The organism is Paraburkholderia sacchari, from assembly GCF_000785435.2.
In the GTDB taxonomy this organism is placed as follows: domain Bacteria; phylum Pseudomonadota; class Gammaproteobacteria; order Burkholderiales; family Burkholderiaceae; genus Paraburkholderia; species Paraburkholderia sacchari.
Window position 1 is genome coordinate 754,402 of sequence record NZ_JTDB02000001.1, and the last position, 25,647, is coordinate 780,048.

At 62.8% G+C, this 25,647-nt stretch carries 20 protein-coding genes and 1 pseudogene; 11 read left to right on the top strand and 10 right to left on the bottom strand.

What is annotated here, in order from left to right; translation table 11 throughout:
- Positions 1-2: 2 nt before the first annotated feature.
- Positions 3-1,472 carry an efflux transporter outer membrane subunit gene (locus NH14_RS03410; RefSeq protein WP_035521509.1) on the top strand — a complete coding sequence of 490 codons (1,470 nt, stop codon included), beginning with the start codon at positions 3-5 and terminating at the stop codon, positions 1,470-1,472.
- A 139-nt stretch (positions 1,473-1,611) separates the two neighbouring features.
- Here NH14_RS03410 and NH14_RS03415 read toward each other — a convergent pair whose 3' ends face one another.
- Complete coding sequence (locus NH14_RS03415; protein ID WP_084225022.1) at positions 1,612-2,367, bottom strand: TetR/AcrR family transcriptional regulator; 756 nt, start codon at positions 2,365-2,367, stop codon at positions 1,612-1,614.
- 335 nt (positions 2,368-2,702) lie between these two features.
- Here NH14_RS03415 and NH14_RS03420 point away from each other — a divergent pair, with 335 nt between their 5' ends.
- The 6 genes from NH14_RS03420 (at position 2,703) to NH14_RS03445 (ending at position 11,599) form a co-directional block, all read left to right on the top strand.
- Positions 2,703-3,773, top strand: a complete 1,071-nt coding sequence (locus tag NH14_RS03420) for a VOC family protein (RefSeq protein WP_035521505.1) — start codon at positions 2,703-2,705, stop codon at positions 3,771-3,773.
- A 33-nt stretch (positions 3,774-3,806) separates the two neighbouring features.
- Complete coding sequence (locus NH14_RS03425) at positions 3,807-4,763, top strand: fumarylacetoacetate hydrolase family protein (protein ID WP_035521503.1); 957 nt, start codon at positions 3,807-3,809, stop codon at positions 4,761-4,763.
- Positions 4,760-6,715, top strand: a complete 1,956-nt coding sequence (locus NH14_RS03430) for an acyl-CoA synthetase (RefSeq protein ID WP_035521501.1) — start codon at positions 4,760-4,762, stop codon at positions 6,713-6,715. Before NH14_RS03425 ends, NH14_RS03430 begins: the two co-directional genes overlap by 4 nt.
- Before the next feature lie 242 nt (positions 6,716-6,957).
- Positions 6,958-7,662, top strand: coding sequence for an OmpW/AlkL family protein (locus NH14_RS03435; RefSeq protein ID WP_035521499.1), 705 nt, complete (start codon positions 6,958-6,960; stop codon positions 7,660-7,662).
- 108 nt (positions 7,663-7,770) lie between these two features.
- Positions 7,771-10,749, top strand: a complete 2,979-nt coding sequence (locus NH14_RS03440; protein WP_035521497.1) for a molybdopterin-dependent oxidoreductase — start codon at positions 7,771-7,773, stop codon at positions 10,747-10,749.
- Positions 10,750-10,759: 10 nt separating this feature from the next.
- Positions 10,760-11,599, top strand: coding sequence for a 4Fe-4S dicluster domain-containing protein (locus tag NH14_RS03445; RefSeq protein WP_035521495.1), 840 nt, complete (start codon positions 10,760-10,762; stop codon positions 11,597-11,599).
- Between the two features lie 27 nt (positions 11,600-11,626).
- Here NH14_RS03445 and NH14_RS03450 read toward each other — a convergent pair whose 3' ends face one another.
- The 3 genes and pseudogenes from NH14_RS03450 to NH14_RS33330 form a co-directional block, all read right to left on the bottom strand.
- Complete coding sequence (locus NH14_RS03450; RefSeq protein ID WP_035521493.1) at positions 11,627-12,172, bottom strand: hypothetical protein; 546 nt, start codon at positions 12,170-12,172, stop codon at positions 11,627-11,629.
- A gap of 201 nt (positions 12,173-12,373) precedes the next feature.
- On the bottom strand, positions 12,374-12,562 hold the full coding sequence (locus NH14_RS03455; RefSeq protein WP_035521491.1) for a hypothetical protein: 189 nt from the start codon (positions 12,560-12,562) through the stop codon (positions 12,374-12,376).
- 62 nt (positions 12,563-12,624) lie between these two features.
- Positions 12,625-12,720: pseudogene (locus NH14_RS33330) on the bottom strand (diguanylate cyclase); the annotation flags it as partial.
- A 99-nt stretch (positions 12,721-12,819) separates the two neighbouring features.
- On the opposite strand from NH14_RS33330, the gene NH14_RS34095 reads away from it, so the two are divergent.
- The 3 genes from NH14_RS34095 (at position 12,820) to NH14_RS03475 (ending at position 16,509) form a co-directional block, all read left to right on the top strand.
- On the top strand, positions 12,820-13,464 hold the full coding sequence (locus NH14_RS34095; RefSeq protein WP_084225020.1) for an Hsp20/alpha crystallin family protein: 645 nt from the start codon (positions 12,820-12,822) through the stop codon (positions 13,462-13,464).
- Between the two features lie 66 nt (positions 13,465-13,530).
- Entirely contained in the window at positions 13,531-14,523 is a 993-nt protein-coding gene (locus NH14_RS03470; RefSeq protein WP_084225018.1) for a D-alanyl-D-alanine carboxypeptidase family protein, read from the top strand.
- A 690-nt stretch (positions 14,524-15,213) separates the two neighbouring features.
- Positions 15,214-16,509: an NRAMP family divalent metal transporter gene (locus tag NH14_RS03475; RefSeq protein ID WP_035521489.1), complete on the top strand. Its 1,296-nt coding sequence runs from the start codon at positions 15,214-15,216 to the stop codon at positions 16,507-16,509.
- Positions 16,510-16,627: 118 nt separating this feature from the next.
- On the opposite strand, the gene cyoD is transcribed toward NH14_RS03475, so the two are convergent.
- The 4 genes from cyoD to cyoA are packed head-to-tail and all read right to left on the bottom strand — an operon-like array spanning position 16,628 to position 20,559.
- Positions 16,628-17,014 carry a cytochrome o ubiquinol oxidase subunit IV gene (gene cyoD / locus NH14_RS03480; protein ID WP_035521488.1) on the bottom strand — a complete coding sequence of 129 codons (387 nt, stop codon included), beginning with the start codon at positions 17,012-17,014 and terminating at the stop codon, positions 16,628-16,630.
- Positions 17,011-17,616: a cytochrome o ubiquinol oxidase subunit III gene (cyoC, locus tag NH14_RS03485; RefSeq protein WP_035521487.1), complete on the bottom strand. Its 606-nt coding sequence runs from the start codon at positions 17,614-17,616 to the stop codon at positions 17,011-17,013. The genes cyoD and cyoC overlap by 4 nt, the downstream gene beginning before the upstream one ends.
- A gap of 3 nt (positions 17,617-17,619) precedes the next feature.
- Entirely contained in the window at positions 17,620-19,641 is a 2,022-nt protein-coding gene (gene cyoB, locus NH14_RS03490) for a cytochrome o ubiquinol oxidase subunit I (RefSeq protein ID WP_052147761.1), read from the bottom strand.
- A gap of 6 nt (positions 19,642-19,647) precedes the next feature.
- On the bottom strand, positions 19,648-20,559 hold the full coding sequence (gene cyoA, locus NH14_RS03495; RefSeq protein WP_052147760.1) for a ubiquinol oxidase subunit II: 912 nt from the start codon (positions 20,557-20,559) through the stop codon (positions 19,648-19,650).
- Positions 20,560-20,884: 325 nt separating this feature from the next.
- Here cyoA and NH14_RS03500 point away from each other — a divergent pair, with 325 nt between their 5' ends.
- A complete protein-coding gene (locus tag NH14_RS03500) occupies positions 20,885-22,309 on the top strand; it encodes an aminotransferase-like domain-containing protein (RefSeq protein WP_035521486.1) in 1,425 nt (474 codons plus the stop codon).
- Positions 22,310-22,396: 87 nt separating this feature from the next.
- On the opposite strand, the gene NH14_RS03505 is transcribed toward NH14_RS03500, so the two are convergent.
- Together NH14_RS03505 and NH14_RS03510 are read right to left on the bottom strand one after the other, a co-directional pair.
- Positions 22,397-23,635 carry a c-type cytochrome gene (locus tag NH14_RS03505; RefSeq protein ID WP_035521878.1) on the bottom strand — a complete coding sequence of 413 codons (1,239 nt, stop codon included), beginning with the start codon at positions 23,633-23,635 and terminating at the stop codon, positions 22,397-22,399.
- A 98-nt stretch (positions 23,636-23,733) separates the two neighbouring features.
- A complete protein-coding gene (locus NH14_RS03510) occupies positions 23,734-25,461 on the bottom strand; it encodes a methanol/ethanol family PQQ-dependent dehydrogenase (RefSeq protein ID WP_035521485.1) in 1,728 nt (575 codons plus the stop codon).
- Positions 25,462-25,647 lie beyond the last annotated feature (186 nt).

The window sequence follows — 25,647 nt, forward strand, 5'->3', positions numbered from 1 at the left end:
TCATGAGTCTTACTTACAAGGCATCCGTGGTTGCGGCGGCGTTCGCCATGACGGCGTGCTCGTTCGGGCCCAGCGGCGAGCCGCCGGCGATGCCGTCTCCCGAGCATTACGGTGCGCAGGCGCAGCCGGCGAAGACGGTGGCAGCGGCTGGCGTGGCGCAGACCTTCGATCTCGGCGCCACGCCCGGGCCGCAATGGTGGCAGCTCTACCACTGCGCCGCGCTGAACGCACTCGTCGACGAAGGGCTGCGTAACAGCCCGACGCTTGCGGCGACGCAGCGTACGCTTGCCGCGGCGCAAGAGCAGCTGCGCGCGCAGGTCGGCTCATCGACGCTGCCATCGATTGACGGCGCCGCGCAGGTCCAGCGCGCCCGATCACCGGTCGCGCCCCAGCTTGGCCTCCCCGAGCAGGTGCAATACAACTTCTTTGCCGGGCAGTTGCTCGCGCATTACACGTTCGACCTGTTCGGCCAGACGCGCTACATGAATTCGGCGAGCGCGGCCCGTGTGAATGTGCAGGCGTTTGAACAGGAAGCGTCGCGCCGTGCGCTCGCTGCAAACATCGTTGGCGCGACGATCAATGTGGCGGCACTCGATCGGGAGATTGCGCTCACCGAGCGGCTCGTAGCCGTATCGGATGATGCTGCGAATGAAGATGCGCAGCGCTACGCGCTCGGCTCGGCCTCACGTGTACAGGCGCTCGAATCGAAACAGGACGCGGCTTCCATCGCGGCGACGTTGCCCGAACTGCGTCAGCAACGCGCGACGTCGGTTCATGCGCTGGCGGTGCTGATAGGCCGTACGCCGGACAATGCCCCGAGCGTGCCGGATCTGGACAGCCTGTCGCTGCCCGAGCACGTTCCCGTCGCCGTGCCTTCGGACCTGTTGCGCTCGCGCCCGGACATCCAGGCAGCCGACGCCGCCGTCAAAGCGGCGGCCGCCGATGTGGGCGAGGCAACGGCGCAACTCTTCCCGAGCCTGTCGCTGACGGGCGCGATGGGCCGCGGCGGCTTCAGCTGGCCGGCGGTGGTTTCGGGTGCGGGCGGGCTGTGGGCTATCGGCGCGAGCCTCTCGCAGCCGATCTTCCATGGCGGCGCGCTGTTCGCGCAGCGCCGCGCGGCGATCGATACTTACGACGCCACCGTGCTGCATTACAAGTCCACTGTGCTTTCGGCGTTCCAGGACGTGGCGAATTCGCTCGCCGCGCTCGATAACGACGCACAGAGCCTCGCGTCGAGCGAAGTTGCCGCCGACGCTGCGCGGACGGCATTCGAGGACACGTCGTCGCGCCACCGGCTGGGCTCGCTGCCTTCCGCTGCAACGCATGCGAGCGAGTCGCGCTATCTGAACGCGGAGATCGGCGCAGTGCGAGCAGCGGGCCGGCGCATGAGCGATACAGCCGCACTGTTCCAGGCGATGGGGGAACTGCCCCCGGCTCAGCCGGCTCCGCAGACGACAGCATCAACGCATTGACCTGGGCGTTCTTGAAACGCGAGGGCGATCCGCCAGGAACGCCTTCGCCGTTTCGCCAGTGTGAATGCCGCCGGATTTCCGCTTTATTTACCTATGATCGAGTTGCGCGCGAACGGCATGACATCCGGGCTGGCCGATCTCAAGCTGCCTCGTCGGCTACCTCGACAACGGGCAGTCGACGCGCGGCAATCTTTTCCGCTTCCGCGCGCTTCAGGCCGAGTATTTGCAACAGCATGGCTGCCGTGCGCTCTGGAAAGTGCTCGCCGTTGAAACCCAGCTCCTTCAGCATGCCCGCGCCACTTGCGCCCGGCGCAACATAGTTCAATTCGGCCGCGATGGCGGAGAGCACGGTGCCACCCACCGCGAGATAGCCAATAAACGGGTCGGCGACGACAAATCGCTTGGCAGCAATGCCGTTTCGAATGTCGCGCAGGAGCCGCTGGCCTAGCCCGCGGCTCAGCGCGCGCTCAGAAAACCCTTCGCGTATCAGGAAACGTCCCCACACGGGATTGTGCCGCGCACGCAGGACCGTGTGGCGCACCGAGACGGCTACCACTTCGGCCGGGTCGGAAATGCCCTCCGCGAGGCGATCGAGCACGTTCGCAAACTCTTCGAACACGTTGTCGACGAGCGTCGCGTAGATCGCCTCCTTCGACTCGAAATGGTTGTAGAACGAGCCAAAGCCGACATCGGCGGCCTCGGTGATTTCGTTGATCGCCACGCCTTCCATGCCTTTTTCAGCCATCAGCCTGAGGGCCGCGTCGAGCAGACGGGCGCGCGTCTCGCGCTTGCGGCGCGCCCCGCGAGGCTCTTTTTCTTCGATGACGGGAGCGGGGGAGGCGGGCGCCGCAGGCGCAGAGCGCCTCGCTGCCGCGCGCTTTGTCGTGGTTGTCATGGTGGATCCAAATCTGGGCATAACCACAGTATAGATTCGAATGTCTTTATTGACAAAACTATCAGCGATGAGTTTAATGTCATCAACGGCGTCAGGAGCCGATCAAACCAGAAACAGACGGAGTGATTGTGGAGACAGCAATCGAAACCGGCATCGCGCCCAGCGGCCGGCATCACCTTACCCATCCGACCATCCGGGCCTTCCGGCCCGCTATCCATCCCTCGCCGGCAGGTTGGCTGCCCGGTGAGCCTGCGCGTGCTCGCGAGGCGACGGGGGGCGGCGCGCCAGCGCTGCGTGCTGCATCACCGATCCCAACTACCTGATTACCGTTAGCCATGAAACTGACTACTGCACAGCCGGCTCGTCACCCCGATCCAACGGCAAAAGCCATTGCATTGGCGTACCTCATGTTCGACCGCCCGGATCTCGGGCAAGCTGAACGGTTTCTCAATGACTTCGGGCTTCGAACGGTCACGCGTGGCGAAGAGATGCTGCTTCTGCGCGGCACAGGCGCGTCGCACTTCTGCTATATCGTGCGCAAATCGTCCAAAGCGCGCTTCGTTGGGTTTGGTCTGCAGGTCGGCAGCGAAGCCGAACTGCACGCGCTCGCCAGGCTGCCAGGTGCGTCTGAGGTGCAAGCGACCGCGCTGCCGGGTGGCGGCTACGTGGTCCAACTGGAGGATCCGTCGGGGTTTCGTGTCGATGCGATCTGGGGCCAGGCGCCTTCCACTGCGTTGCCGCACCGGCTGCCATTGGCGTTCAATTCCGTCGATGCCGCCATTCGCATCAACGGCACGCAGCGCCCCCCCGAGAGTGCCCCTGAAATCATCAAGCTTGGGCACGTGGTGCTGGAACTCGCCGATTATCAGCAAACCTGCGCGTGGTACACGCGCCATTTCGGGTTTATCCCCAGCGACGTGCAGGTGCTGCCCGATGGTTCGCCGGCTGTCACATTCATGCGGCTCGATCTCGGCGACCAGCCGGCCGATCATCACACGCTCGCGCTTGCACAGACGTTCGCCCCGAAATACAGCCATAGCGCCTATGAGCTCGTCGATGCGGATGCGGTCGGGATGGGCCAGCGCATCCTGCGCGATAGCGGATGGACGCATGCGTGGGGCATCGGCCGGCATATCCTCGGGAGCCAGATTTTCGACTACTGGCAGGACCCGTGGGGAGACAAGCATGAGCACTACTGCGATGGCGATCTCTTCACCAGCGGCGCGCCCACGGGAATCCATACCGTGAGCCGCGAGGCGATGGCCCAATGGGGGCCAACGATGCCGAGCAGCTTCACCAAGCCCCGATTGACGCTTGCGAGCATCGCGGCGCTGATTGCAAGCCTGCGCCGAAGCCCCGACGTCACGCTGGCGAGGCTCCGTGCACTGTTCAAGATTTTTGCCTGACGCCCCCCCTTATCGAATCCGGAGACAGACAACATGGCAATTCACGTTCTGCATTATCTGCACGATGGTCGCGCCCAATGGGGCGTAGTGGCTAACAACGCCATCACGCCGATTCCCGGCGAGTTCAAGACGACCGCCGAGTTTATCCACGCCAATCCGGTCGAGCGGTTATTGACGCTGGATGGCGCCACGCTTGCCGAAGCGGATGTGCAATGGCTCTCGCCCGTTACTGCCAATCAGCAGTTCATCTGCCAGGGCGCGAATTACCGCCAGCACATGATCGAATCCGGTATGGACCCGGATGCGAAGAAGTTCAACATGATCTTCACGAAGGCCACGAGCTGCATCGTTCCTGCGGACTCCAGGCTGGTGAAGCCGAATTCGGTGCGGTTCCTCGACTACGAGATCGAACTCGGTCTTGTCCTCAAGCGCGATGTCACGTCCCGCGCAACGATTACCGATGAGAACCTGCACGACTACGTCGCCGGTGCCGTGATCGTGAACGACTATTCAGCACGCGATGTCCAGATTCCACAGATGCAGTTCTACAAGGGCAAGAGCTATCGTACGTTCGGCCCGGTCGGACCGTATCTTTGCCTGCTCGAAAAGCACGACTTACCGAAGCTCAAGGACCTCGTGCTGACGCTGACTGTCAATGGAACGGTTCGGCAGAACGATTCCTCTTCGGGTCTCGTCTACGGTCCGGCAGAGACATTGACCGAGCTGTCCAGCGTCCAGGACCTGCACGCCGGCGACTTGCTCGCAACGGGTACGCCGTCCGGTTGCGCGCTGATTATTCCGTCGCCGGAAAAGCAACGCGCCGCGGCGCAGCTGCCCGAAGCCGAGAAATGGCGACTCTTTTTCGCGCTGCAAGCTGAGCGTGCGCAATACCTTCAGGATGGCGATGTGGTCGAAGCACGTATCGTTAGCCAGGATGGCTCGATTGATCTTGGCACCCAGCGCAACGTCGTCGTCGCCGAGGCCGTATGAAAGCCGTCGCTAACGAGCAGGATGTCCTCGCTATCGAATCGCATGGGCAACCGGCCGATCTTGCGTCTAGCACCTACGAAATGATCTGCCGGGGCGCCGCGATCAATCCATCGGCACCCGCGCTTTCGTTCTTCGCAACAGCGCAAGGCTACGCGAACCCGGAGCGCTGGACTTACAGCGAACTGGTGCGCGATATTACGCGCACGGCAAACATGTTGTCGCGACTGGGTGTGCAGCGAGACACGGTCATTGCCTATGTATTGCCGAATCTGCCCGAAACGCACTTCGTGGTCTGGGGCGGCGAGGCGGTCGGCATTGTCTGCGCGATCAATCCACTGCTCGAAGGCGACGCGATAGGCGAACTGCTCAATGCCTCGGGCGCCAGTGTGCTTGTCACTTTGGCGCCGTATCCCGGCATGGACCTGTGGCCGAAAGTGCAGTCGGTCTTGCGCAAGGTTGCGTCGCTCAAGCATCTCGTGCTGATCAATCTTGCCGACCATGCGCCGGGCGACCAGCGTACTGCGGCCCGAATGCTTCAGCGCGGCGAATGCTCGAGGCTGCATGGCGAGGAAGGGGTGCGAGGCGCAGTTCCGTCGCACATTGGCATCCACGACTTCGGCGAAGTCGTCGCACGGGAGACGGGCGTGGAACTCTGCACACCGTACCGGATGAACAGCGGCGACGTATCGTCCTATTTCTGCACAGGCGGCACGACAGGGCTGCCAAAAATTGCGATGCGCCGGCACGGCAACGAAGTGGCCAATGCATGGAGTGCCGGACAATTCCTCGGCGAAAGCGTGGGTCCGGGCAAGACGATCTTCTGCGGATTGCCGCTCTTTCACGTCAACGCGGTCATGGTGACGGGACTGCTGCCGTTTTCACGCGGCGCGCATGTCGTGATGGGCACGCCCCAGGGCTATCGCGGAGACGGTGTTGTCCAACGCTTCTGGGATATTGTCGAGCATTACCGCATCAACTTTTTCAGCGGCGTGCCGACCCTCTACGGCTCGCTGTTGGACGTTCCGGTGGGCGAGCGCGATATCGGTTCGCTCGAGTACGGGTTGTGCGGCGCCGCGCCGATGCCCGTGGAGTTGCTGCGCGCGTTCCAGGCGCAAACCGGAATCAGGATCCTCGAAGGCTACGGCCTCACGGAAGGTACCTGCATTAGCAGCATCAATCCGCCGCTCGGCGAACGGCGGGTCGGCTCAATCGGCCTTCGGGTTCCGGGCCAGGCCATGAAAGCCGTGATGGTCGACGAAGCGGGCCGTTATGTGCGCGACTGCGTCGCGGGCGAGGTTGGTCAACTGGTGATCTCCGGCCCCAATGTTTTCATCGGCTATATGCGGCCGGAGCAGAACAACGGCATCTGGCTGGACCTGGCTGACGGCGGCAGATGGCTCAATACAGGCGATCTCGGTCGCCGCGACGCAAACGGCTACTTCTGGCTCACCGGGCGGAAGAAAGAACTGATTATTCGTGGCGGACACAACATCGATCCTGCAGCGATCGAAGAAGCGCTGCATCGCCATCCGGCGGTCCAGATTGCCGCGGCGGTGGGGCGCCCGGACATGCACGCAGGCGAACTGCCAGTCGCCTATGTCCAGCTCAAGCCAGGCACATCGGCAAATGAAGCAGAAATGGCCGCGTTCCTGCGTGACGAGATCAGCGAGCGAGCTGCGTTCCCCAAGGGCATCCGGATCGTTGAAACAATGCCGCTGACGGGTGTCGGCAAGATATTCAAGCCCGCGCTCAAGCGGCTTGAGACGGTGGACGCGCTGCGAACGGCGCTCGCGGACGCTGGCGTCGAGGGCGCAACCATTAGCATCGCTGATGATGGCTTGCGTGGAATTTCAGTTCACGTCGAGGTTCCCGGAACAGCACTCGAGTCATTGGCGGCTTCCGCGCTCGGACGCTTTCCGTTCGCGTTTTCAATCGCTATCGCGCAGGGTTAGAGGAGCAGCGGCGACGGCAATGGAATATCAACGCTGGGATCGGGATAGATCACAGCCCTATATTTAGCATACCTATTAAAAAAGCGATGTTTTTCGGATTGAGAATAGAAATATGAGGGCCGATCCAACGGAAACGAGAAATGGGCGGATCGTTAATTCCGTGTGCACGATAAAAGATATTTAGCCGATGAGGCAGGAGAAGACGCGTGAGGAACTACAGGAGAAATGTCCGGCCTGCCGTGATGGCGGGTTATATCTGTTCGGCTGCGCTTGCTGGAAATGCGAATGCGCAATCGGCCGGTAGCTTTACGCTGGCGACAGGGTGGCTTTACGTAGCTCCACAGGGTCATGCCACGCCGCTTACCGTGGAAAGTGTGGGTGGTATGCCGGTCAATCAGCAATTAACGGGTACAGGCGCGCACGCGTCGTCGACGAATACGCTCGGCATCACCACCGAGTACTACGTGACCGACCACATTGGCATTGCCACTCTCTTTGGCCTGCCAATAACAGTGAATCTGGTTGGCGACGGGACGCTCTCGAAGTACGGCACCCTCGGCACGACGAGGCCGATGCCGCCCGCCATCGAGCTTCGATATCACCTGTTCGAGGCCCAGTCGAAATTTCGTCCTTTCGCCGGATTGGGCGTGAACTACACGTGGTTCACCCAGGTTCGCGCAACCAACAACCAGTTCATCACCGATAGTGTCGGTCCCGGCGGATCCATACGCGCGACCCTCAGTGCATCGTGGAACCCCGTGTTCGAGGTCGGGGCAAGCTACGCATTGGCCAAACACTGGTCGGTCGGAGCGTCAGTTGGCTATATGCCGCTCCAGACGCACATGACCATATACGGACAGACGGCAACCGGAAAGCAGATCGTTTCGAAGTCGACGCTCCGAATCGAACCCATTAACGTTTTTGTGAACGTCGCCTACACATTCTAGCGGGGACGGCGGCCCGCGCCCGCCCGAGCGGCTTGCCCGCTCGGCGGAGCCGGTCGGTAATTCCCTGATGCCTGCATCATCTGCGCAGCCTTACCATTGAATCAAAAAGTGAAACGACAGATCCTCAAGACCATTCTCTTCGCCATGCCCAAGGTTCTGGACCTGACGGCACGCCGCTTCCCTGCCTATCGCGATCGGCTGAAGGAGCGCAATCTCGTCGCGTGGATCGGGCTCATGGATCAAAGCATTGGTCGAGTCATCAAGCTCGAGAATGGCCGCATCCGGTCGTGTGCCGGCAGGCATCCGCAGCCCGACGTGCGCATGCTGTTCAAGGACGTGCCCACGGCCCTGAAATTTCTCTCCCCCAGTCCGGACTACCTGGATATCATCCACGCGGCGAAAAATTTCAAGGTGATGACTGAAGGCGACGATGAGCTGCTGGTGTGGTTCATGCAAACGCTGAGCATGATGCAAACCATCGGCCTGCCGATGGGCACGCGCATGCGCGACGGCACGCAGCGCTACACCACGTGCACCAACGGTGGACCTTTGTTCGTGTACGTGAAAGATGGACGCATCGTTCGCGTGACGCCGGTCGATCTCGACAGCAAGGATGCTCCGAGCTGGGAGATCGAAGCTCGCGGGCGCCGGTTCAGCCCGCCACGGCGCGGCCTGGTCGCACCGCACGCCTTGTCGATCAAATCGCTCGTCTATTCGGAGAAGCGCATCCTTCAACCGATGAAGCGGGTCGATTTCGACCCTGACGGCGAACGCAATCCGCAAAACCGCGGCAAGTCCGGCTACGTGCCGATCAGCTGGGACGAGGCGTTGGACATCGTCGCGAAAGAGATCAACCGCCAAAAGCGTATTCACGGCCCGGGCTCGATCACGTTTCCCATGTCGTCGCACCACCAGTGGGGCAATATTGGTTACTACCTTAGCGCGCTCACGCGTTTTGCCAACCTGATCGGCTTCACACGGGTGGCCGCGAATCCGGACAGCTGGGAGGGTTGGTACTGGGGCGCCATGCATCACTTCGGCAACTCGATGCGCGTTGGGGTGCCCTCCGGCTATGGCGGAATCGAGGACTGTCTTAAGGAAGCCGAAATGATCGTCTTCTGGTCCAGCGACCCCGAAAGCACGAATGGCGCCTACGCCGGATTCGAAGGCACGCCGCGGCGTCTATGGGCCAAGGAACTGGGAATCGAGTTCGTCCATATCGATCCGCATTGCAATCCGACCGCCCAGTTGCTGGGTGGCCGATGGATCCCGGTCCGACCGCAAACGGACGCGGCCCTCGCCACCGCCGTCATGTATGTGTGGCTCACGGAAGGGCTGTATGACAAGCATTACGTGGCCAACCGGACAACTGGGTTCGACGAATGGCGGGCCTACCTGAGCGGCGAGACGGATGGCGTGCCCAAAACGCCCGAATGGCAGGAGCTGGAAACCGGCGTGCCCGCCAAGGACGTTCGAGCCCTCGCGCGGCGGTGGGGAACGAGGAAGGTGTATCTCGCCGTCGGAATGACGGGCGCGGGATTCGGCGGGGCTGGACGCGGTGCGACGGGGGCGCAATGGGCGCGTTGCATGATCATGATGATGGCGATGCAGGGATGGGGCAAGCCGGGCGTGAATTTCGGCTGCCTCGAAATTGGCGTTCCGCACGACCTCAACTTCTACTTCCCGGGCTACGCGGACGGTGGGATGTCGGGCGAACTCGCGTGGACCGCGAATGCCGTGAACAACTACCAACGCATGCCGCACATCCTGACCATGAATCCGGTCAAGCAGATGGTGCCGCGGCAGCAATTGCCCGATGCCATCATCAACGGGCATGCGACAGGGTACCTGTGGGACGGCATGTCCCAGGAAGCGCAGTTCGCACCGTTCAGTTACCCGATGCCCGGCTATTCGCCAATCCACATGATCTATCGCTATGGCGGATCTGCCTTCAGCACCGTTACGAAATCGGGGCGCTGGGCCGACGCCTATCGTCACCCGAGCATCGAGTTCGTGGTCAATCAGTCGATCTGGATGGAAGGCGAAGCGCAGTTCGCCGATATCATTCTGCCTGCGTGCACATCGCTGGAGCGGTGGGACATCGGCGAATGGTCCAATTCCGGCGGCTACGCGCATCACGGCTTCAATACGGTCAACCACCGTATGATTACGCTGCAGCATAAATGCATCGAACCTTTGGGCGAATCTCGCTCCGACTATGACATCTTCACCGCGATTCTGACCCGTCTGGGACTCGGCAGCGTGTTCACCGAGGGCTGCAGCGAGCTGGACTGGGTCAAGCGGGTATTCAACTCGTCGGATTTGCCTGATCACATTTCGTGGCGCGAGTTTTGCCGCAAGGGCTATTTCGTTGTACCGACCGAAAAGCCGGAATTGCGACATCCGGTGGATATGCGCTGGTTCGCGGAAGGCCGGCGCAAGGATCTGCACGAACCGCATCCGATGCCGTCGCAATATGCCGAAAAGTTTGGCATGGGCTTGCAGACGCCCAGTGGCAAGCTCGAGTTCGTACCCGAGTTGCTGAAGCGGCACACGGCGGATAACCCCGAGCGGCCGTCGGTGAATCGATACATTCCGTCGTGGGAGGGCTTGCGTTCTCCACTGGCCCAGCAGTATCCACTGCAACTGATCGCCACACATAGCCGTTACAGTTTCCACACTCATTGCGATGGCAAGAACTCGTCGGTCAACAGCATCGAAGATCATCGTGCGCTGATTGGCGGACATCGCTTCTGGCTGCTGCGGCTCGGGCCTGCCGACGCGTCGGCCCGGGGAATTGCTCATCGCGATCTCGTCAAGGTCTACAACGACCGGGGTGCGGTTATTTGTGCGGTGGATGTTTCGCCTCTGGTCGCTGCCGGGGTAGTCAAATCGTACGAGGCGAGCGCTGAGTTCCAGATGATCGAAATAGACGGCGAGCGCGTCGAAATTGGCGGCTGCATGAACCTGCTGACCCCGGATCGGCCCCAGACGGTGGGTACTAGCAGCATGAGTCCGAATTCATGTCTTGTGCAGGTTGAAAAGTGGAAGGGCGCGGACGCTTTCATGATCCGTCGCGCAGCGTGAGGAGCACACGATGAGCAAGTGGAATCTGGTTATCAAGGTCGGGCAATGCGAGAACTGCCAGAACTGCGTCATCGCCGCACGGGATGAGCACGTGGGCAATGATTTTCCTGGTTACGCCGCGCCCGCCGCGGCCAGCGCCGAAAGTCCCATTCGCATCCTGCGTCGTGTGCAGGGCGACTCCCACATGGTCCAAACGACGTACTTGCCGGTGATGTGCAATCACTGCGACGACGCGCCCTGCATGCGCGTTGGTGGCGATGCGATCCGCAAACGATCCGACGGCATAGTCATCATCGATCCAGAGAAAGCGCGAGGGCGCAAAGACATCGTCAAGTCCTGTCCGTACAAGGCGATAGTCTGGAACGTGGAACGGCAACTGCCGCAGACCTGGATCTTCGACGCGCATCTGCTCGACCAGGGTTGGCAGCATCCGCGTTGCGAGCAGGCTTGCCCCACGGGCGTGTTCGAGACAGTCAAGCTCGATGATGCAGCCATGGTGGAAAAAGCCCGGCGTGAGGGGCTCGAGGTTTTGCGGCCCCATCTGGAGACGAAACCTCGCGTGTGGTATAGCGGCTTGAAGCGGTGGAGCCGCTGCTTCATAGGCGGAAGCGTCAGTGCTGCGGTCGGGGGCGTAGTTGAATGTGTCGCTGACGCGGCGGTTGTTCTGTACTCGGGCGATCAACGGGTCGCCGAAACTGTCTCGGACGCGTTCGGCGATTTTCGGTTCGGTGGTCTCGAGAAAAATAGTGGCATGTACCGGATCGAGATTCGACACGCTCTTGGCCATGCCTCGCGCGAGTGTGTGGTCGGCGAAAGTGTGTACCTGGGCGTAATCAGCCTCGCGATTTAATGTGCTCTACGACTGTCCCTCGGATGGCTATTCGACGGGAGGCGGCTGAACGTCAATTTTCAATTGGGGTTCGCTGGGCACTAGCGCCGCGGGCGCTACGTCTTCCTCCGGCGTCGGCTGTTCGCTTTGAACGGCGGGAGGCGGGACGCTTTTGATCACGACGGGCGCCTCTGGGACTGGCTCCGGCGGTCGGGGCTGCGCGGTGTGGGCGGCGGTCATGCCCGTGCCGACGTTCGAGCTCGTAGTGTTCGCGCTCTTGAGGACTCCGTGCGAATCGAAAAGAAACACGGCCGCGGACGAGTGTGTGTCGGCGCCGGCGATGAGCGAACCGATGAACGGGAGATAGCTTTCCGGGTGCGGACGCGATGTCACGTAGGTGTAAACGAGCAGCGTCGAGCCGTCGTCCAGCGCGGTCTCGACGGATGCCGGGCCGAGCGCGGTTGTCACGTCTTGCAGTGTCGTCACGCCGTGCCTGAAGTTCGCCATCTGTTCTGGCCTCACCTCGACACCGGCTGACACGCAACCGGCGAGTAGTGCGCCGCACAGTAGACCAGTGACCACTTCGCGATTCATGTCGCCTCGCCCCCTCATATTGATTCTAGGACGAACGTGGCTGGCCGGCATGAAACGACCGGCGTCTGCACGCGCACGATCGCTCTTGCGTCGATTGGGATTACGCCCGCCGATTTCCTGAGCGTCGTTGCGCGCGTGTGGAGGGCGGGCGAATCCCGTACCGGAAGATGGCGATTTCCAGTAAGCAGATGCAGAACAGCGTTAGTGTGTCGTAACGCTGATAGCCACGATTTGGTATCCGGGGTCGGCGTTTTCGTTCGCCGCCTTTTCCGCTTCCTCATACGAGATAAAGGACTTGGCCCCTTCAATCTCCGGCGCCATGCCAATGTCGCCGTCTTCTGCGCAGCAGAGGAACTGTTGACCGGTCTTCACCACGTAGACGGTTCTCATGTTTCCCTCCATGGTTTTAGGGAGAGCTAATAGTCTAGCAGGGAGCCGGTTCGAAATATATCCGGAACCGGTCGTGAAGGGATATCGCTGCCGGGCAGGAAAAGCGGCGTCGCGCGCCGGAATCCGTGCCAGTGGAGTATGGCGATGAGCGGCGTGTTTCGATTTGTTTGTCAGAGGGGTCTCCCACCGGCAGGCGAACTGGAGCGCGTGGTCCAGTTCGCTTTTTCGTGAGGGGCACCGGTTTCAAGGAGCCAGTCATGAGAGATCTTTTCTTCAGCACCAATCTGCTGGGCGAATTCGACCGCCTTCAACGGCAGATGGCCAGCGTCTTTGCGGGCTTCCCCGCAAGCCTGCGCGCCATGCGCAGCGAAACTTTTCCTCCCGTCAACATCGGCAGCACCGACGACAGCATCGAGATCGTCGCGTTCGCGCCAGGACTCGATCCAGCAGCAATCGACGTCTCTATCGACAAGGGATTGCTGACGATTAGCGGCGAACGCAAGCTGCCCCTACCTGAAGCGGATGACGAGACGCGCATCTACGCCAGGGAACGCTTGCGCGACAAGCTCAATGTGCAAGTGCAGGACGGCAGCCTGAGCATCGAGGCCGAGGCGGTGATCCCGGCCCCATCCGGGCTGCGCCTGCAGCATGGTGAGTTGCGCCACCCGCACTTCTGGTGCGCCTTCACGCTGAGCCCCGATTTCGATGTCTCGCGCATCGACGCGCAGGTGGGCGATGGCGTCCTGAAACTCACCATTCCTCGTCGTGAGGAGGCAAAGCCGCGACGCATCGAGGTGAGCGTTGGCGAGGCCGGAAGACCGTTTGACGAGCAGTTGAATCCTGGAGCCCAAATTCTGTCCTCTTTCCCACACTCATTCGTGCAACTAGCAACTACAGTTTAATTGTCGGGAATCGCTCTGCACGGTGGCGCCGCCATCGCTCGATTGCCGCTCCAGGGTGTGAGTGCCATGAAACACTTCCTCGGCGCACTAGTGTGCGCGTCCGCGCCTTTCGTCGCGTCGGCACAAACGCCCTTGCTCCATTCGCATGGCGCGATCGTCTACGATGTCGGGAGCGGCAGGGTCCTGCTGGAAAAGAACGCCGACGACGCCCAGCCTATCGCCTCGCTCACCAAGCTGATGACCGCGATGGTGGTGTTGGACAGCGGTCAACCACTGGGAGACACGGTGAGCGTCGACGATGAGGATATCGACAGGCTCAAGCATTCCGGGTCGCGCATTCCGATTGGTGTGTCGCTCGAGCGCGCGGAGATGCTGCGGCTTGCGCTCATGGCGTCCGAGAACCGCGCGGCGTCTGCGTTATCGCGTGCATTTCCCGGCGGCCAGCCGGCGTTCATACGGAAGATGAATGAAAAGGCGAGGGCGCTGCATATGGCCGATACGCACTTCGGCGATCCGAGCGGGCTCTCGCCGGACAATCTCTCGACGCCGCGCGACGTCGTGAAGATGGCGGCCGCTGCGTCGCACTATCCATTGATCAGCGAATACACGACGCTCCCGCGTTACGAAGAGCAGATCGGCACGAGGACGCGGTTTTATCACAACACCGACCCGATCGTCCGCTCAGCCGATTGGGATGTGCTGGTCGCCAAGACCGGCTATACCCGCGAGGCGGGACGCTGCATCGTGGTCGATGCCAACATGCCGGGCGGCCAGGTGATGATCGTGCTGCTCGGCTCGCAGACATCGTGGGGGCGCTCGGCGGATCTCGTCGCGATACGCCGGTGGCTGAGCGGCGATGATACGCCGGTCGTCGCGCCGCACTGGTATGCGGACACGCGGCTGCATCATCGCCATTTGATATCCGCGCGCTCGCATCGCGCCAACGTGCGGTTCGCCTCGACCCGGGGCGCCCCGGCGCCCGGCGCTCATTGGCAGACCTTCAGGCACCATGCCGGCAAGCGCGAACACCGTACGCTCGTTGCCTCTTCGGGGGCGTGATGATCGCGCTGGACCGCGCTTTCGACAGCTTAATCGGAACGGCGCGGTTTCGTTGTATCGTCGGACGGGACGCGGGACAATGCGATGGTGCTGTCGGTCATGCACGACTCCTTTGCGGTTCGTGGTGGCCGAATTGCGATTCGACGCGGCCCAGTTATGGCAGCGCCTGGCTGCACTGCCGCAACGGCCATTCCAGCCGACGCAGCGCGAGAGCTTGAGACGGATCGCGCCACCGCATGCTGGCCGTCGCGTTCGATTTCAGCGTGCGCGAAGCCGCCATAGACACGTTCATAAGACAACCTGCCAACCGTCTTTCCATTTGAACTGACCTGTCGGGCATCGAGTGAAAGATAGTTTGGATAGCTATACATTCATACGGATAAACCGGGCGCCCGAACGCGTGCGCGCACTCGATCATCGTCGTGGGTCGGGTGCCCCGCACGACGCATGCCCGATTCCGGCAGATGACGTCTCACGGGCTCGGTGCGTCGAGCTCTTCCCGGTGCGCTATTTTTACAGGGCGGCTAGCGTCTTTGTTACAGCGCGCCTTCGCGATAGCGCCCTGGTATGAGCCATTCGACGGTCGCCGCCTTGTCGGCTGGGGTTCAGGCGGGAAAGAGCGATGCACAACCGGTACGCAGGCTCGCTACTTGCATGTCCGCATCGCATGCGTCGTGATACGGAGGGTGCGTGGGCGATCCCGAAAGACTGGAGCCTGAGGCTGCGGTCACCGATGAAACGGAACGTTCCTGGCTGTCGCGGCTCGGGCCCGGGCTGGTCACGGGCGCGGCAGACGACGATCCGAGCGGAATCGGTACCTACTCGCAAGCCGGCGCACAGTTCGGCTACACGCTGCTGTGGACGCTCCCGTTGACCTGGCCGCTCATGGCTGCCATTCAGATGATCAGCGCCCGCATCGGACGGGTGTCCGGGAAGGGACTGGCCTCCAACATGCGAGCCTTCGGACCCAGATGGGTCGTCATTGTTCTGGTGCTGCTGCTTGCCGTCGCGAACACCATCAACATCGCGGCGGACCTGGCTGCGATGGGCGCTGCGATCCATTTGCTCGTTCGTGGACCGGAACAGCTCTACGTCGTTATTCTGGGTACGTTTTCGGCCGTCGTGCAGATTTGCCTGCCGTACGAAAGCTATGCGCGCTATCTGAAATGGTTGACGCTCGTGCTTTTGGCCTACGTCGCAGTCGTCTTTATCGTGCCTGTGCAATGGAGCACAGTTGCGATTTCGCTGGTTCGGCCTGGCGCACACCTGTCTGGCGACTACTTGACGACCGTCGTCGCGGTGCTGGGCACCACCATCAGCCCGTACCTTTTCTTCTGGCAGGCATCGCAGGAGGTGGAGGAACTGCGCGCAAAGCCAGGGGAGCGCCCGCTGCGCTGGCTTTCCTCGTTCCGCGCTTACCGGCAGATAGACAGGATCACGGCGGATACCTGGATCGGCATGGCGGTGTCCAACGGCGTCGGCTTTTTTATCATGCTGACGGCCGCCGCTACGCTCAATGTCCGCCACATCGCCATTCATACCTCAGCTGATGCGGCACAGGCGCTCGCGCCCGTTGCGGGGCGGTTCGCCTCCTTGATATTTGCCGCCGGAATCGTGGGCACGGGGCTCCTCGCGCTGCCTGTGCTGGCCGGCTCGGCGGCGTATGGCGCTGCCGGTGCGCTCCGGTGGCGCAGCAGTCTATCGCTGCATCTGTCGCTCGCGCGCGAGTTCTACTCGGTCATCGCGGTAGCCATCGCGGGCGGCGTGGCTATCACGTTCATGCATCTGGATCCGGTCAAGGCGCTCTACTGGAGCGCAGTGATCAACGGTGTGGCTGCCGTTCCAGTCATGTTTGTCGTGATGCTGATGGCCAGCAGCGACAAGATCATGGGCCGGTTCGCGATATCGGGCCTGCTAAAAGTGGGCGGCTGGCTTGCCACGGCCCTGATGGCCGTCGCGGCCTGCGCCATGTTCGTTTCAGGGTAGTCCTCATCTGCACGCCATCGCGCCTCGTAAATTGAAAGCCGATTTTCAATACCTGTCACATCGGGCAACGCGCGCAATGCGCGTTGCCAGCCCGGTTGCCATGAGCGGGCGCGCGCGATCAGTCGTGCGCCATCGCGCGTTCGATGCTTATCTGCGTGGGCATCATGTTCACGTTGGCGTTGTGCATGACCCACAGCGAAAGCCCGACGATGACCGCGATCAGAAACGCCGTGCACACGAAGATGCCGGTGTTCGCGCGCTGGCTGCGCGAGGCACCAATGTGCAGGAAATACACGAGCTGCACGACGAGTTGCGCAACGCACAGCACGACGATGGTTGCGATTCCCGCCGCGGGCGGCACCACATGGAACATCACCACGCCGAACGACGCGAGCGTGAGCACGAGCGAGAGCATCGTGCCGACCATGTAGCTCCTGAGGCTGCCGTGCGAATCGCCGTGGCTGGCGTCGTGGCCGCTCGAATGCGTAGTGTTGGTTGGACTCACAGCATGCCTCGCAGATAAACAAAGGTGAAAACGCAGATCCACACGAGATCCAGGAAGTGCCAGAAGAGGCTCAGGCACGCGAGACGGCGTCGCGTCGCGCCAGTGAGGCCGAACTTCAAGGTTTGATGCATCATGATCGCGATCCACAGCAGGCCGGCCGTGACGTGCAGGCCGTGCGTGCCGACCAATGTGAAGTACGCCGAAAGATACGCGCTGGTATGCGGTCCAGCTCCGTCGGCAATGAGCTTTGCGAACTCGTTCACCTCCATGCCGACGAAGCCCGCGCCGAACGCGAACGTGATCGCCAGCCACACGATCACCTGACCGCGGCGCTCTGCGTGCAGGCCCAGCATTGCCATGCCGAACGTGACGCTGCTCGCGAGCAGCAGCAGCGTTTCGCCCAGCACGTAAGGCAGTTCGAAGAGCTGTCTGGCGCCGGGGCCGCCTGCCGTTGCATTCGCGAGCACGCCGAAGGTGGCGAAGAGCGTCGCGAAGATGAGGCAGTCGCTCATCAGGTAGATCCAGAAACCCAGCGTGGTTTTGGTGCTGTCGTCATGGCCGTGGTCATGACCATGAGCGTGGGATATAGCAGCGTGTGCCATGGTTCAAGCGGTCTCCTCGAGTTGTTCAACTTGCACGGTTCCATCGAAACGCTTTGCAATACCCAGCTGTCTGAAGCGCGCGTTCTCGATACGCTCGACCTCCGCCGCCGGCACCCAATAGTCAACGTCCTGGTCATAGCTGCGCGCGATGAACGTGGCGATCATGCCAGCGAGCCCCACCGCCGCGAACAGCCACATGTGCCACACGGCGGCAAAACCGAATAGCAGGCTGAACGCGGCGATGATGAAACCCGCCCCCGTATTGCGCGGCATGTGGATGTCTTCGTAGGCGCGCGGCTGCACGTACGCGCGTCCCGCTTCCTTGTTGTCCCAATGCTGCTCCATCGAAGTGATCTCCGGCAGCACGGCGAAGTTGTAGAACGGTGCGGGCGAGGCCGTCGACCATTCGAGACTGCGGCCGTCCCATGGGTCGCCGGTGAGGTCGCGGCTCGCCTCGCGGCCGCGAATGCTCACGTAAAGCTGCACGATAAAGGCGAGGATGCCGAGGCCCACGAACACCGCGCCCACGAGCGCCACCACGAGCCACGGATGCCAGCCTGGCACTGCGTAGTGATTCATGCGGCGCGTCATGCCTTCGAAGCCCAGGATGTAGAGCGGCGTGAAGGCGAGCCAATAGCCGATCAGCCAGCACCAGAACGACACCTTGCCCCAGAACTCGTTGAGCGTGAAGCCGAACACCTTCGGGAACCAGAAGCTGATGCCCGCGAGACAGCCGAACACCACGCCGCCGATGATCACGTTATGAAAGTGCGCGACGAGGAACAGCGAGTTATGCAGCACGAAGTCCGCGCCCGGCACGGCGAGCAGCACGCCGGTCATGCCGCCCACGGCGAAGGTCACCATGAAGCCGATGGTCCAGAGCGTCGCGCTGTGATAGCGGATGCGGCCGCGGTACATCGTGAAGAGCCAGTTGAAGAGCTTCACGCCGGTCGGGATCGAAATGATCGTGGTCATGATGCCGAAAAACGCATTGACGTTCGCGCCCGAGCCCATCGTGAAGAAGTGATGGAGCCACACGAAGAACGAGAGTATGCCGATCGAGGACGTCGCGTACACCATCGACTTGTAGCCGAACAGCGGTTTGCCGGAGAACGTCGCAATGATCTCCGAGAACGCGCCAAATGCAGGCAGGATCAGGATGTACACCTCGGGGTGGCCCCATACCCAGATCAGGTTGATGTACATCATCGCGTTGCCGCCTAGCTCGTTCGTGAAGAAATGCATGTCGAGATAGCGGTCCATCGTGAGCAGCGCGAGCGTGCCGGTGAGCACCGGAAACACCGCGACGATCAGGATGTTGGTGATGAGCGCCGTCCACACGAACACCGGCATCTTCATGAGATCCATGCCGGGCGCGCGCATGCGCAGGATGGTGACGATGAAGTTGATGCCGGAGAGCGTGGTGCCAAGGCCCGAGATCTGCAATGACCATATGTAGTAGTCCATGCCCGCAGTTGGGCTGTAGCCGAGCTCCGAGAGCGGAGGATACGCGACCCAGCCGGTCGCGGCGAAATCGCCGACGAACATCGAGACCATCACCAGTACCGCGCCCACCACCGAAAGCCAGTAGGAGAGCGAATTCACGAATGGATACGCGACGTCGCGCGCGCCGATCTGCAGCGGCACGACCACGTTCATCAGCCCGAGAATGAGCGGCGTGGCCACGAAGAAGATCATGATGACGCCGTGCGCCGTGAAGATCTGGTCGTAGTGATGCGGCGGCAGATAGCCCGCCGCGTCGTTATAGGCGATGGCCTGTTGCGCGCGCATCATGATCGCGTCGGCGAACCCGCGCAGCAGCATGACGACCGCGAGCACGATGTACATGATGCCAATGCGCTTGTGATCTACCGAGGTGAGCCACTCGCGCCACAGATAGCCCCATTTGCCCGCGAGCGTGATCGCGGCCAGCAGGGCAAGGCCGCCGAACGCCACGGCGGCGCCGGTGCCCATGATGATCGGCTCGTGCCAGGGAACGGCATCGAGCGTGAGTTTTCCGAACATGTTTGATTACTCCGCTGCGAGGATGGCGGGCGCGCGTGCCCCGCTGCGTTCGAGGGTGAGTGCGGGAACGTTCGCGCCCGTGCCGCAAATTGGATTACCGTGGACGTCGCGCATGTACTGGCCGACCACGCCGTCGAAGAGACCGGGTGCGACGTTCGAATAGAACGTGACGGGCGTCTTCTCGCCCGGCTGCGCGAGCTGTTGGTACGCGCCGCGGCTCAGCACCGCGGGCGAGGCTTTCGCGCGCGCGATCCACGCGTCGAAGTCGGCGCGGCTCGTGGCGAGCGTATCGAAATGCATGTCCGAGAAGCCGGGACCGCTGAATGCCGCCGAGCGGCCGGCATAGGTGCCCGGATGGTTCGCGATCAGATGCAGCTGCGTCTGCATGCCCGACATCGCATAGACCTGGCTGCCGAGCTGCGGAATGAAGAACGAGTTCATCAGCGAATCGGCGGTCAAGCGGAACGACACCGGCGTGTCGACCGGAATCGCCAGTTGGTTGACCGAAGCAACGCCGTAATCCCTATAGATAAAGAGCCATTTCCAGTTCAGCGCGACCACGTCCACGCGAATCGGCTTTTGCTGCGATTCGATCGGCTTATACGGATCGAGCGAATGCGTCGTGCGCCATATCAGCGCGCCGAGCATCAGCACGATCACGCAGGGAATCGACCACACCACGACTTCGATGGCGGTCGAATGCGCCCACTTCGGCGCATAGGTCGCGTTCGGGTTGGAGGCGCGATAGCGCCACGCGAACCAGAGCGTGAGCGCAATCACGGGAATCACCACCAGCAGCATCAGGCCGAGCGCGATCAGGATGAGGTTCTTCTCCTGCACGCCGATGTCGCCCTTCGGGTCGAGCAGCACGGAGCTGCAACCGCCGAGCAGTGCGAGCGCGCCCGTGCCCGCAATCATGGCTGCGGTGCGTGCATGACCGCGCGGACTTGAGGGGCGCTGGCGGGGTGAGCCTGGACGGAAAAACTCGCGGAAAGATCGGCGGTCGGGTTGAGGTAGCGGCGGGCCGGCTTCGACGGCCGGTCCTCTTCGTATGGGGGAGGTGCGCATGTCGGGGTTCCATGGTTGTCGATCGCGCAAACCCATCCATACGTGCTCACACCGCTTTTCGCGACCGGCAGCCAGACGCCGCCGGCCCGAGAATCATACATAGCCTGAATGTATGGATTTACGCGCTTCGTGTCCGCATGCTAGAGTAAGACATAATCCATGCATCAGCGACAAAATGACGCGAAACGACTCCATCGATCCAGACAAGGCGAGTCCCGCATGGGCCGCGGCCTGGGCTTCGGCGCTACAGGGCGGCAGCGGGCCGCGCTACCTGCGGCTCGTCGATTTCATCGAGCGCGCCGTGGCCGAAGGCACACTGGCACCCGGCGAACGCGTGCCCGCGCAGCGCGCGCTTGCGGCCCTGCTTGGCGTGGATCTCACCACCGTCACGCGCGGCTTCAACGAGGCGCGGCGGCGCGCGCTGATCGAGGCGCGCGGGCCGCTCGGCACGTTCATCGCGGTGCCGCGCGCGGCGCTCGAGCAGCGTGTGGACTTGAGCATGAACATCCCGCCGCCGCCCGCGGGCATCGACACCGACGCGCTGCTGCGCGAAGGCCTCTCGCGCCTGCTGTTGCGCAGCGACGCCGACCTGCTGATGACGTATCACATCGGCGGCGGCAGCGCGGCCGATTGCGTGAAGGGCGCGAAATGGCTCGAACCGATGCTCGGCAAGATCGACGCCGCGCAAGTGGCGGTGTGTCCCGGTGCGCAGGCGGCGCTGGCGGCGCTGATCATCGCGTTCACCGGGCCTGGCGAAGCGGTGCTGAGCGAGCCGCTCGTCTATCCGGGGCTGCCGCACGCGGTCGCGCAACTGGGGCGCCGCCTCGAAACGGTGGCAACGGATGCGGAAGGCATGCTGCCCGACGCGCTCGAAGCCGCCTGCCTCCTGCACGGCGCGCGCCTCTTGTATCTGAACCCCACGCTGCAGAATCCCACCGCCACGACCATGCCGGAGGCGCGCCGCCACGCGATCCTGAAGGTGGCGGCGCGCTGCGGCCTGCGCATTGTCGAAGACGATCCCTACTGGCGTTTCGCGCCCGAGGCGCCGCCGCCGCTCGCACGCCTGGCGCCGGGGCAGGTCTGCTACCTCTCCACGCTCTCGAAAACGCTTTCGCCCGGCCTGCGTACGGCGTTTCTCGCGCTGCCCGACGCGGCCTCGCACGCACGCGTGCTGGCCGCGCTGCGCACGTTTTCGCTGATGGCCGCGCCGCTCACGAACGCGCTGGCGCTGCAATGGATCGAAGACGGCACGGCCGCGCACATCTTCGAAGGCGTGCGCGCCGAGGCGCAGGCGCGCCAACGCATGGCGGCGCAAATGCTCGGCCCGGCGGCGGGCGAGAATGCGGGCATTCATCTCTGGTATGCGCTGCCGAGCTACTGGCAGGCGCGCGAACTCGCAGCTGCGGCGAGCACCGAAGGCCTTGCCGTGGCGCCCTCCACGGCGTTCGAGCAAGGCACGGGCACGGCCAGGCCCGCCGCCAACGCGATCCGCGTCTCGCTGGGCGCAACGGCCGAGCGCGCGCGTCTGCAAGCCGCGCTGCGGCGACTTTCCGCATTGCTCGCGAGCGACCGCTCGGCGCCCGCGCAAGTGCTGGTCTGACGCTGGCACCCAGAAGGGCCAGGGACTGTCCTTGCTGCGCAATGGCCGCCATGCCAGTTCAAGCGGCGCAAAGCGCCGTGCCCGTGGCTACTCGCGCGGTCCGGCGTTGAGCGGCGTTGTCGAGGTTTGCGCGGCTTGCGCGGTCAGCTTCGCGCTTCCGGCTTCGTACCCGTTCGTGTAGAGGAGGAAAGCCATCAAGTCGGCGTATTCCTCGTCGGTCATCTTGCCGGGGCGATCAGCGGGCATGTTGGTCGACATGTACTGGTAAATGCCGCCGATCGTCAGATGCGAGTTCGCTGCGGGCGCGAACGCGGGTCCGCTGAGCGCTGGCGCCGTGATCCCCTCGAGCTTGGCGCCGTGGCATTTCGCGCAGGAGTCCGCATAAAGATGCTCGCCGTGCGTGACCTGGTCGTGGTCGAACGAGGGCGGCACGCCGCCAGTTGTGGCGGCGATCTTGATGAAGCTGCCGCCGGCCGGTACGCCGCGCACCTTCCATACGTCCGCGCGTGGCAACGTCTGCGTCACGCCGGTTGTCCTGGCCGTTGTCTTGCCGGCGGGCAGCGCCCAGTTGCGCGTCAGCGCGGCGAGCCGGCCGTCGTTGCGCATGCGCGTGAGCGCCGCGTCGATGCGCTTTTGCAGCGACTGCGTACCGGGTCCGGATGCGAACACGAGATGCCAGTCCGCGTAGGGCGACTCGGCCGCCGTAACTTCGAACTGCTGATGAGGGTGCGCATGCCGGTACGCAACCACCGCCGGATACCAGACGATCGCACGCTGTGCGCGGCCCCTGGCGAGCGCGTCGACAGTGAGCGCCGAGGTGTTCTCGAGATCGAAGCGCGCGTTCTTCTCCTGCACCGCGATCAATTGCGACGGGCTCGACCAGGTCGCGGCAATGGTGACCTTGCCGCTGGCGGGCGACACGCTGGTGCGTGCCGCATGCGCGTCGCGCAGCGTGACGCTCACGTAGCCGGAATCGAGGTAGCCCTGCGAGAAAAGCAGGTGCGAGCTGGATTCGTCGGCAACGCTGGAGCGGGGAAAGCCCGCGATCACATCACAGTCGCGCTGCAGGGATTGGGCGAGCTCGTGCGCGGAAATACCGTCGTCGCCGCTTTCGTCGCCGATGCCACGGCTGGCAAATGTCGCGGTGATGCCAGCAGTGCCCAGCACGGCGCGCGCAACGGACATGTCCAGCTCGGCCGAAGGACTGCCAGGCAATGTGCACACGCGCACGCTGGACGCCGCTTGCGTGGATGACTGCGTGGATGCTTGAGCGGCTCCGGCTGCGAGCGCGGCGGCCAGAGCAATGTGGGTGAGTCGAAGGTTCATGGTGGTGCGTTCCATTGATGGCGGCAACAGCGCACCCGCGTCGACTGCGTGCGGGCGCGGCAAATGGCGATTAGCCGATGTAAAGCCAACGCAGCGGCTTAGCTGTGATCGAGCGCGAAAACGTAGAGCGTGCCGCCGCGCGGAACATCCTTTGCCACGTCGGCCATCGGGCCGCCCCAGATCGGATTCGCACCGCCGTAGCCTGCGAGCACGGCCACGTATTCCTTGCCGTCGACTTCGAATACGGAAGGTTGCGCGATGATGCCGCTCGCCAGTTGCGGGCTCTCCCACAGCACCTTGCCCGTGGAGATATCAAACGCGTACAGATGGCCGTCGAGCGAGCCGCTGAAGGCAATCCCGCTGGCCGTCGTGGCAACGCCGCCGTTCCACGGCATCTTGGTCCAGTGACCCCAAAGCTTCTTGCCGGTATTCACGTCGATGGCCTGAAGCTCGCCATAACCCTTGCTGCCCGGCTCGGGCTGGATCTCGAAGCCTTCGCCGAGGTAGGGCAGGCCCTCCATATAGCTCACCGATTTGCCTGACAAGCTCATGCAAGCATGCAGCGCAGGCACGACCGCAATGTGCCGGTCAGGATCGTAGGACACCGACCACCAGTTCTTGCCGCCGAGAAAGCTCGGGCACGTGTTGATCGTCGTGCCGGCCTTCGGATATTTGCTGGCGTCGGCAATCGGCTGCCCATCCTTCGTGTAGCCCGTAACGGATTCGGCCTTGACGAACGCCTCGGCGTAGATCAGCTTGCCGGTCTTGCGATCGATCGCATGAAAGAAGCCGTTGCGGTCGGCGTGAATGATGGCGTCATACTGTTTGCCCTTGTAGCTGATGTCGGCAAGGATCGGCGTGTTGACGCCGTCATAGTCCCACGTGTCGTTACGCGTGTACTGGTAGTGCCACTTCAGGTCGCCGTTCTTCGGATTGAGCGCGAGAAGTGAATCGGAGTACAGATTATCGCCGGGACGCAATGCGGCGAGCCATGGCCCCGGATTGCCGACGCCCCAGTACAGCGTGTGCGTTGCGGCGTCGTAGGTGCCGGTCAGCCACGCGGCACCGCCGCCGTGTGCCTGCATGCCGTCGGGCCATGTCTCGGCGCCCTTTTCGCCAGCATCGGGGATCGTGTAGCGCTTCCAGAGAATCGAGCCGTCTTCGGGGCTGAGCGCGGCAATATAGCCGCGGATCCCATATTCGCCGCCGGAGGTGCCCACGACGATCGCGCCGTCGAGCGCGAGCGGCGCAAGCGAGAACGCGTAGCCGAGGCCCGGCTCGAACATCTGCTTCTTCCAGACCAGGTTGCCGGTCTGCGCGTCGATTGCGGCAACTTCGCCGCTCAGCATGGCCACGTAGACGTTCTTCCCGTATAGCGCGACGCCGCGGTTCACCACGTCGCAGCACGCGGTCCTGAACGATTCCTGGCTGAGCTTCGGCTCGTACTTCCACAACTGGGTACCGGTCTTCGCATCGAAAGCGTAGACGTTATCCTTTGGCGTACTTACAAAAAGATAGTTGCCGTTGACGATGGGCGTCGCCTCGAAACCCTGCTTGAGGTCGGCCGGGAACCGATAGCTCCACGCCTCCTTGAGTCCGGCGACGTTCGAGGCATCGATCTGCTTGAGGGGCGAATGCGACTGGCCGCTATAGGTGCGGTAGTAAGTGAGCCAGCCCGGATCGCTCTGCGCGTTGGAGAGACGCTCGTAGGTCACGGCGGGATAGTCCGGGGCGGCAGCCACCGGAGCCACATTCAGCGTCACCGCGATGGCGGTGGTCGCCCCATAGATAGCCAGCCGGCTTGCGGCAGCCGAACGTTTCTTCATGGTCGTCTCCTGAGTTTTTGTCGATGCAGTGCCGGTGAAGTCGCAGCCCTCATGTCGGTGCCGGTCCGGTTGCGCTGTCGTTATTGCAATTCGCATGCCATTTGCGCCGGCGAGGTGGCGGGCCCGACGTGCCTGCCATGCGAGGGCGCTTGTGATGAAGCCGCAGTGCGTCAGGTGTTGCATCCG

Coding starts and splice junctions, on each gene's coding strand:
- NH14_RS03445 (WP_035521495.1), top strand. CDS start 10,760: ATGAGCAAGTGGAATCTGGTTATCAAGGTCGGGCAATGCGAGAACTGC.
- NH14_RS34095 (WP_084225020.1), top strand. CDS start 12,820: ATGAGAGATCTTTTCTTCAGCACCAATCTGCTGGGCGAATTCGACCGC.
- NH14_RS03505 (WP_035521878.1), bottom strand. CDS start 23,635: ATGAACCTTCGACTCACCCACATTGCTCTGGCCGCCGCGCTCGCAGCC.
- cyoC (WP_035521487.1), bottom strand. CDS start 17,616: ATGGCACACGCTGCTATATCCCACGCTCATGGTCATGACCACGGCCAT.
- NH14_RS03420 (WP_035521505.1), top strand. CDS start 2,703: ATGAAACTGACTACTGCACAGCCGGCTCGTCACCCCGATCCAACGGCA.
- cyoB (WP_052147761.1), bottom strand. CDS start 19,641: ATGTTCGGAAAACTCACGCTCGATGCCGTTCCCTGGCACGAGCCGATC.
- NH14_RS03435 (WP_035521499.1), top strand. CDS start 6,958: ATGGCGGGTTATATCTGTTCGGCTGCGCTTGCTGGAAATGCGAATGCG.
- cyoA (WP_052147760.1), bottom strand. CDS start 20,559: ATGATTGCGGGCACGGGCGCGCTCGCACTGCTCGGCGGTTGCAGCTCC.
- NH14_RS03450 (WP_035521493.1), bottom strand. CDS start 12,172: ATGAATCGCGAAGTGGTCACTGGTCTACTGTGCGGCGCACTACTCGCC.
- NH14_RS03415 (WP_084225022.1), bottom strand. CDS start 2,367: ATGACAACCACGACAAAGCGCGCGGCAGCGAGGCGCTCTGCGCCTGCG.
- NH14_RS03500 (WP_035521486.1), top strand. CDS start 20,885: ATGACGCGAAACGACTCCATCGATCCAGACAAGGCGAGTCCCGCATGG.
- NH14_RS03425 (WP_035521503.1), top strand. CDS start 3,807: ATGGCAATTCACGTTCTGCATTATCTGCACGATGGTCGCGCCCAATGG.
- NH14_RS03430 (WP_035521501.1), top strand. CDS start 4,760: ATGAAAGCCGTCGCTAACGAGCAGGATGTCCTCGCTATCGAATCGCAT.
- NH14_RS03470 (WP_084225018.1), top strand. CDS start 13,531: ATGAAACACTTCCTCGGCGCACTAGTGTGCGCGTCCGCGCCTTTCGTC.
- NH14_RS03410 (WP_035521509.1), top strand. CDS start 3: ATGAGTCTTACTTACAAGGCATCCGTGGTTGCGGCGGCGTTCGCCATG.
- NH14_RS03510 (WP_035521485.1), bottom strand. CDS start 25,461: ATGAAGAAACGTTCGGCTGCCGCAAGCCGGCTGGCTATCTATGGGGCG.
- NH14_RS03455 (WP_035521491.1), bottom strand. CDS start 12,562: ATGAGAACCGTCTACGTGGTGAAGACCGGTCAACAGTTCCTCTGCTGC.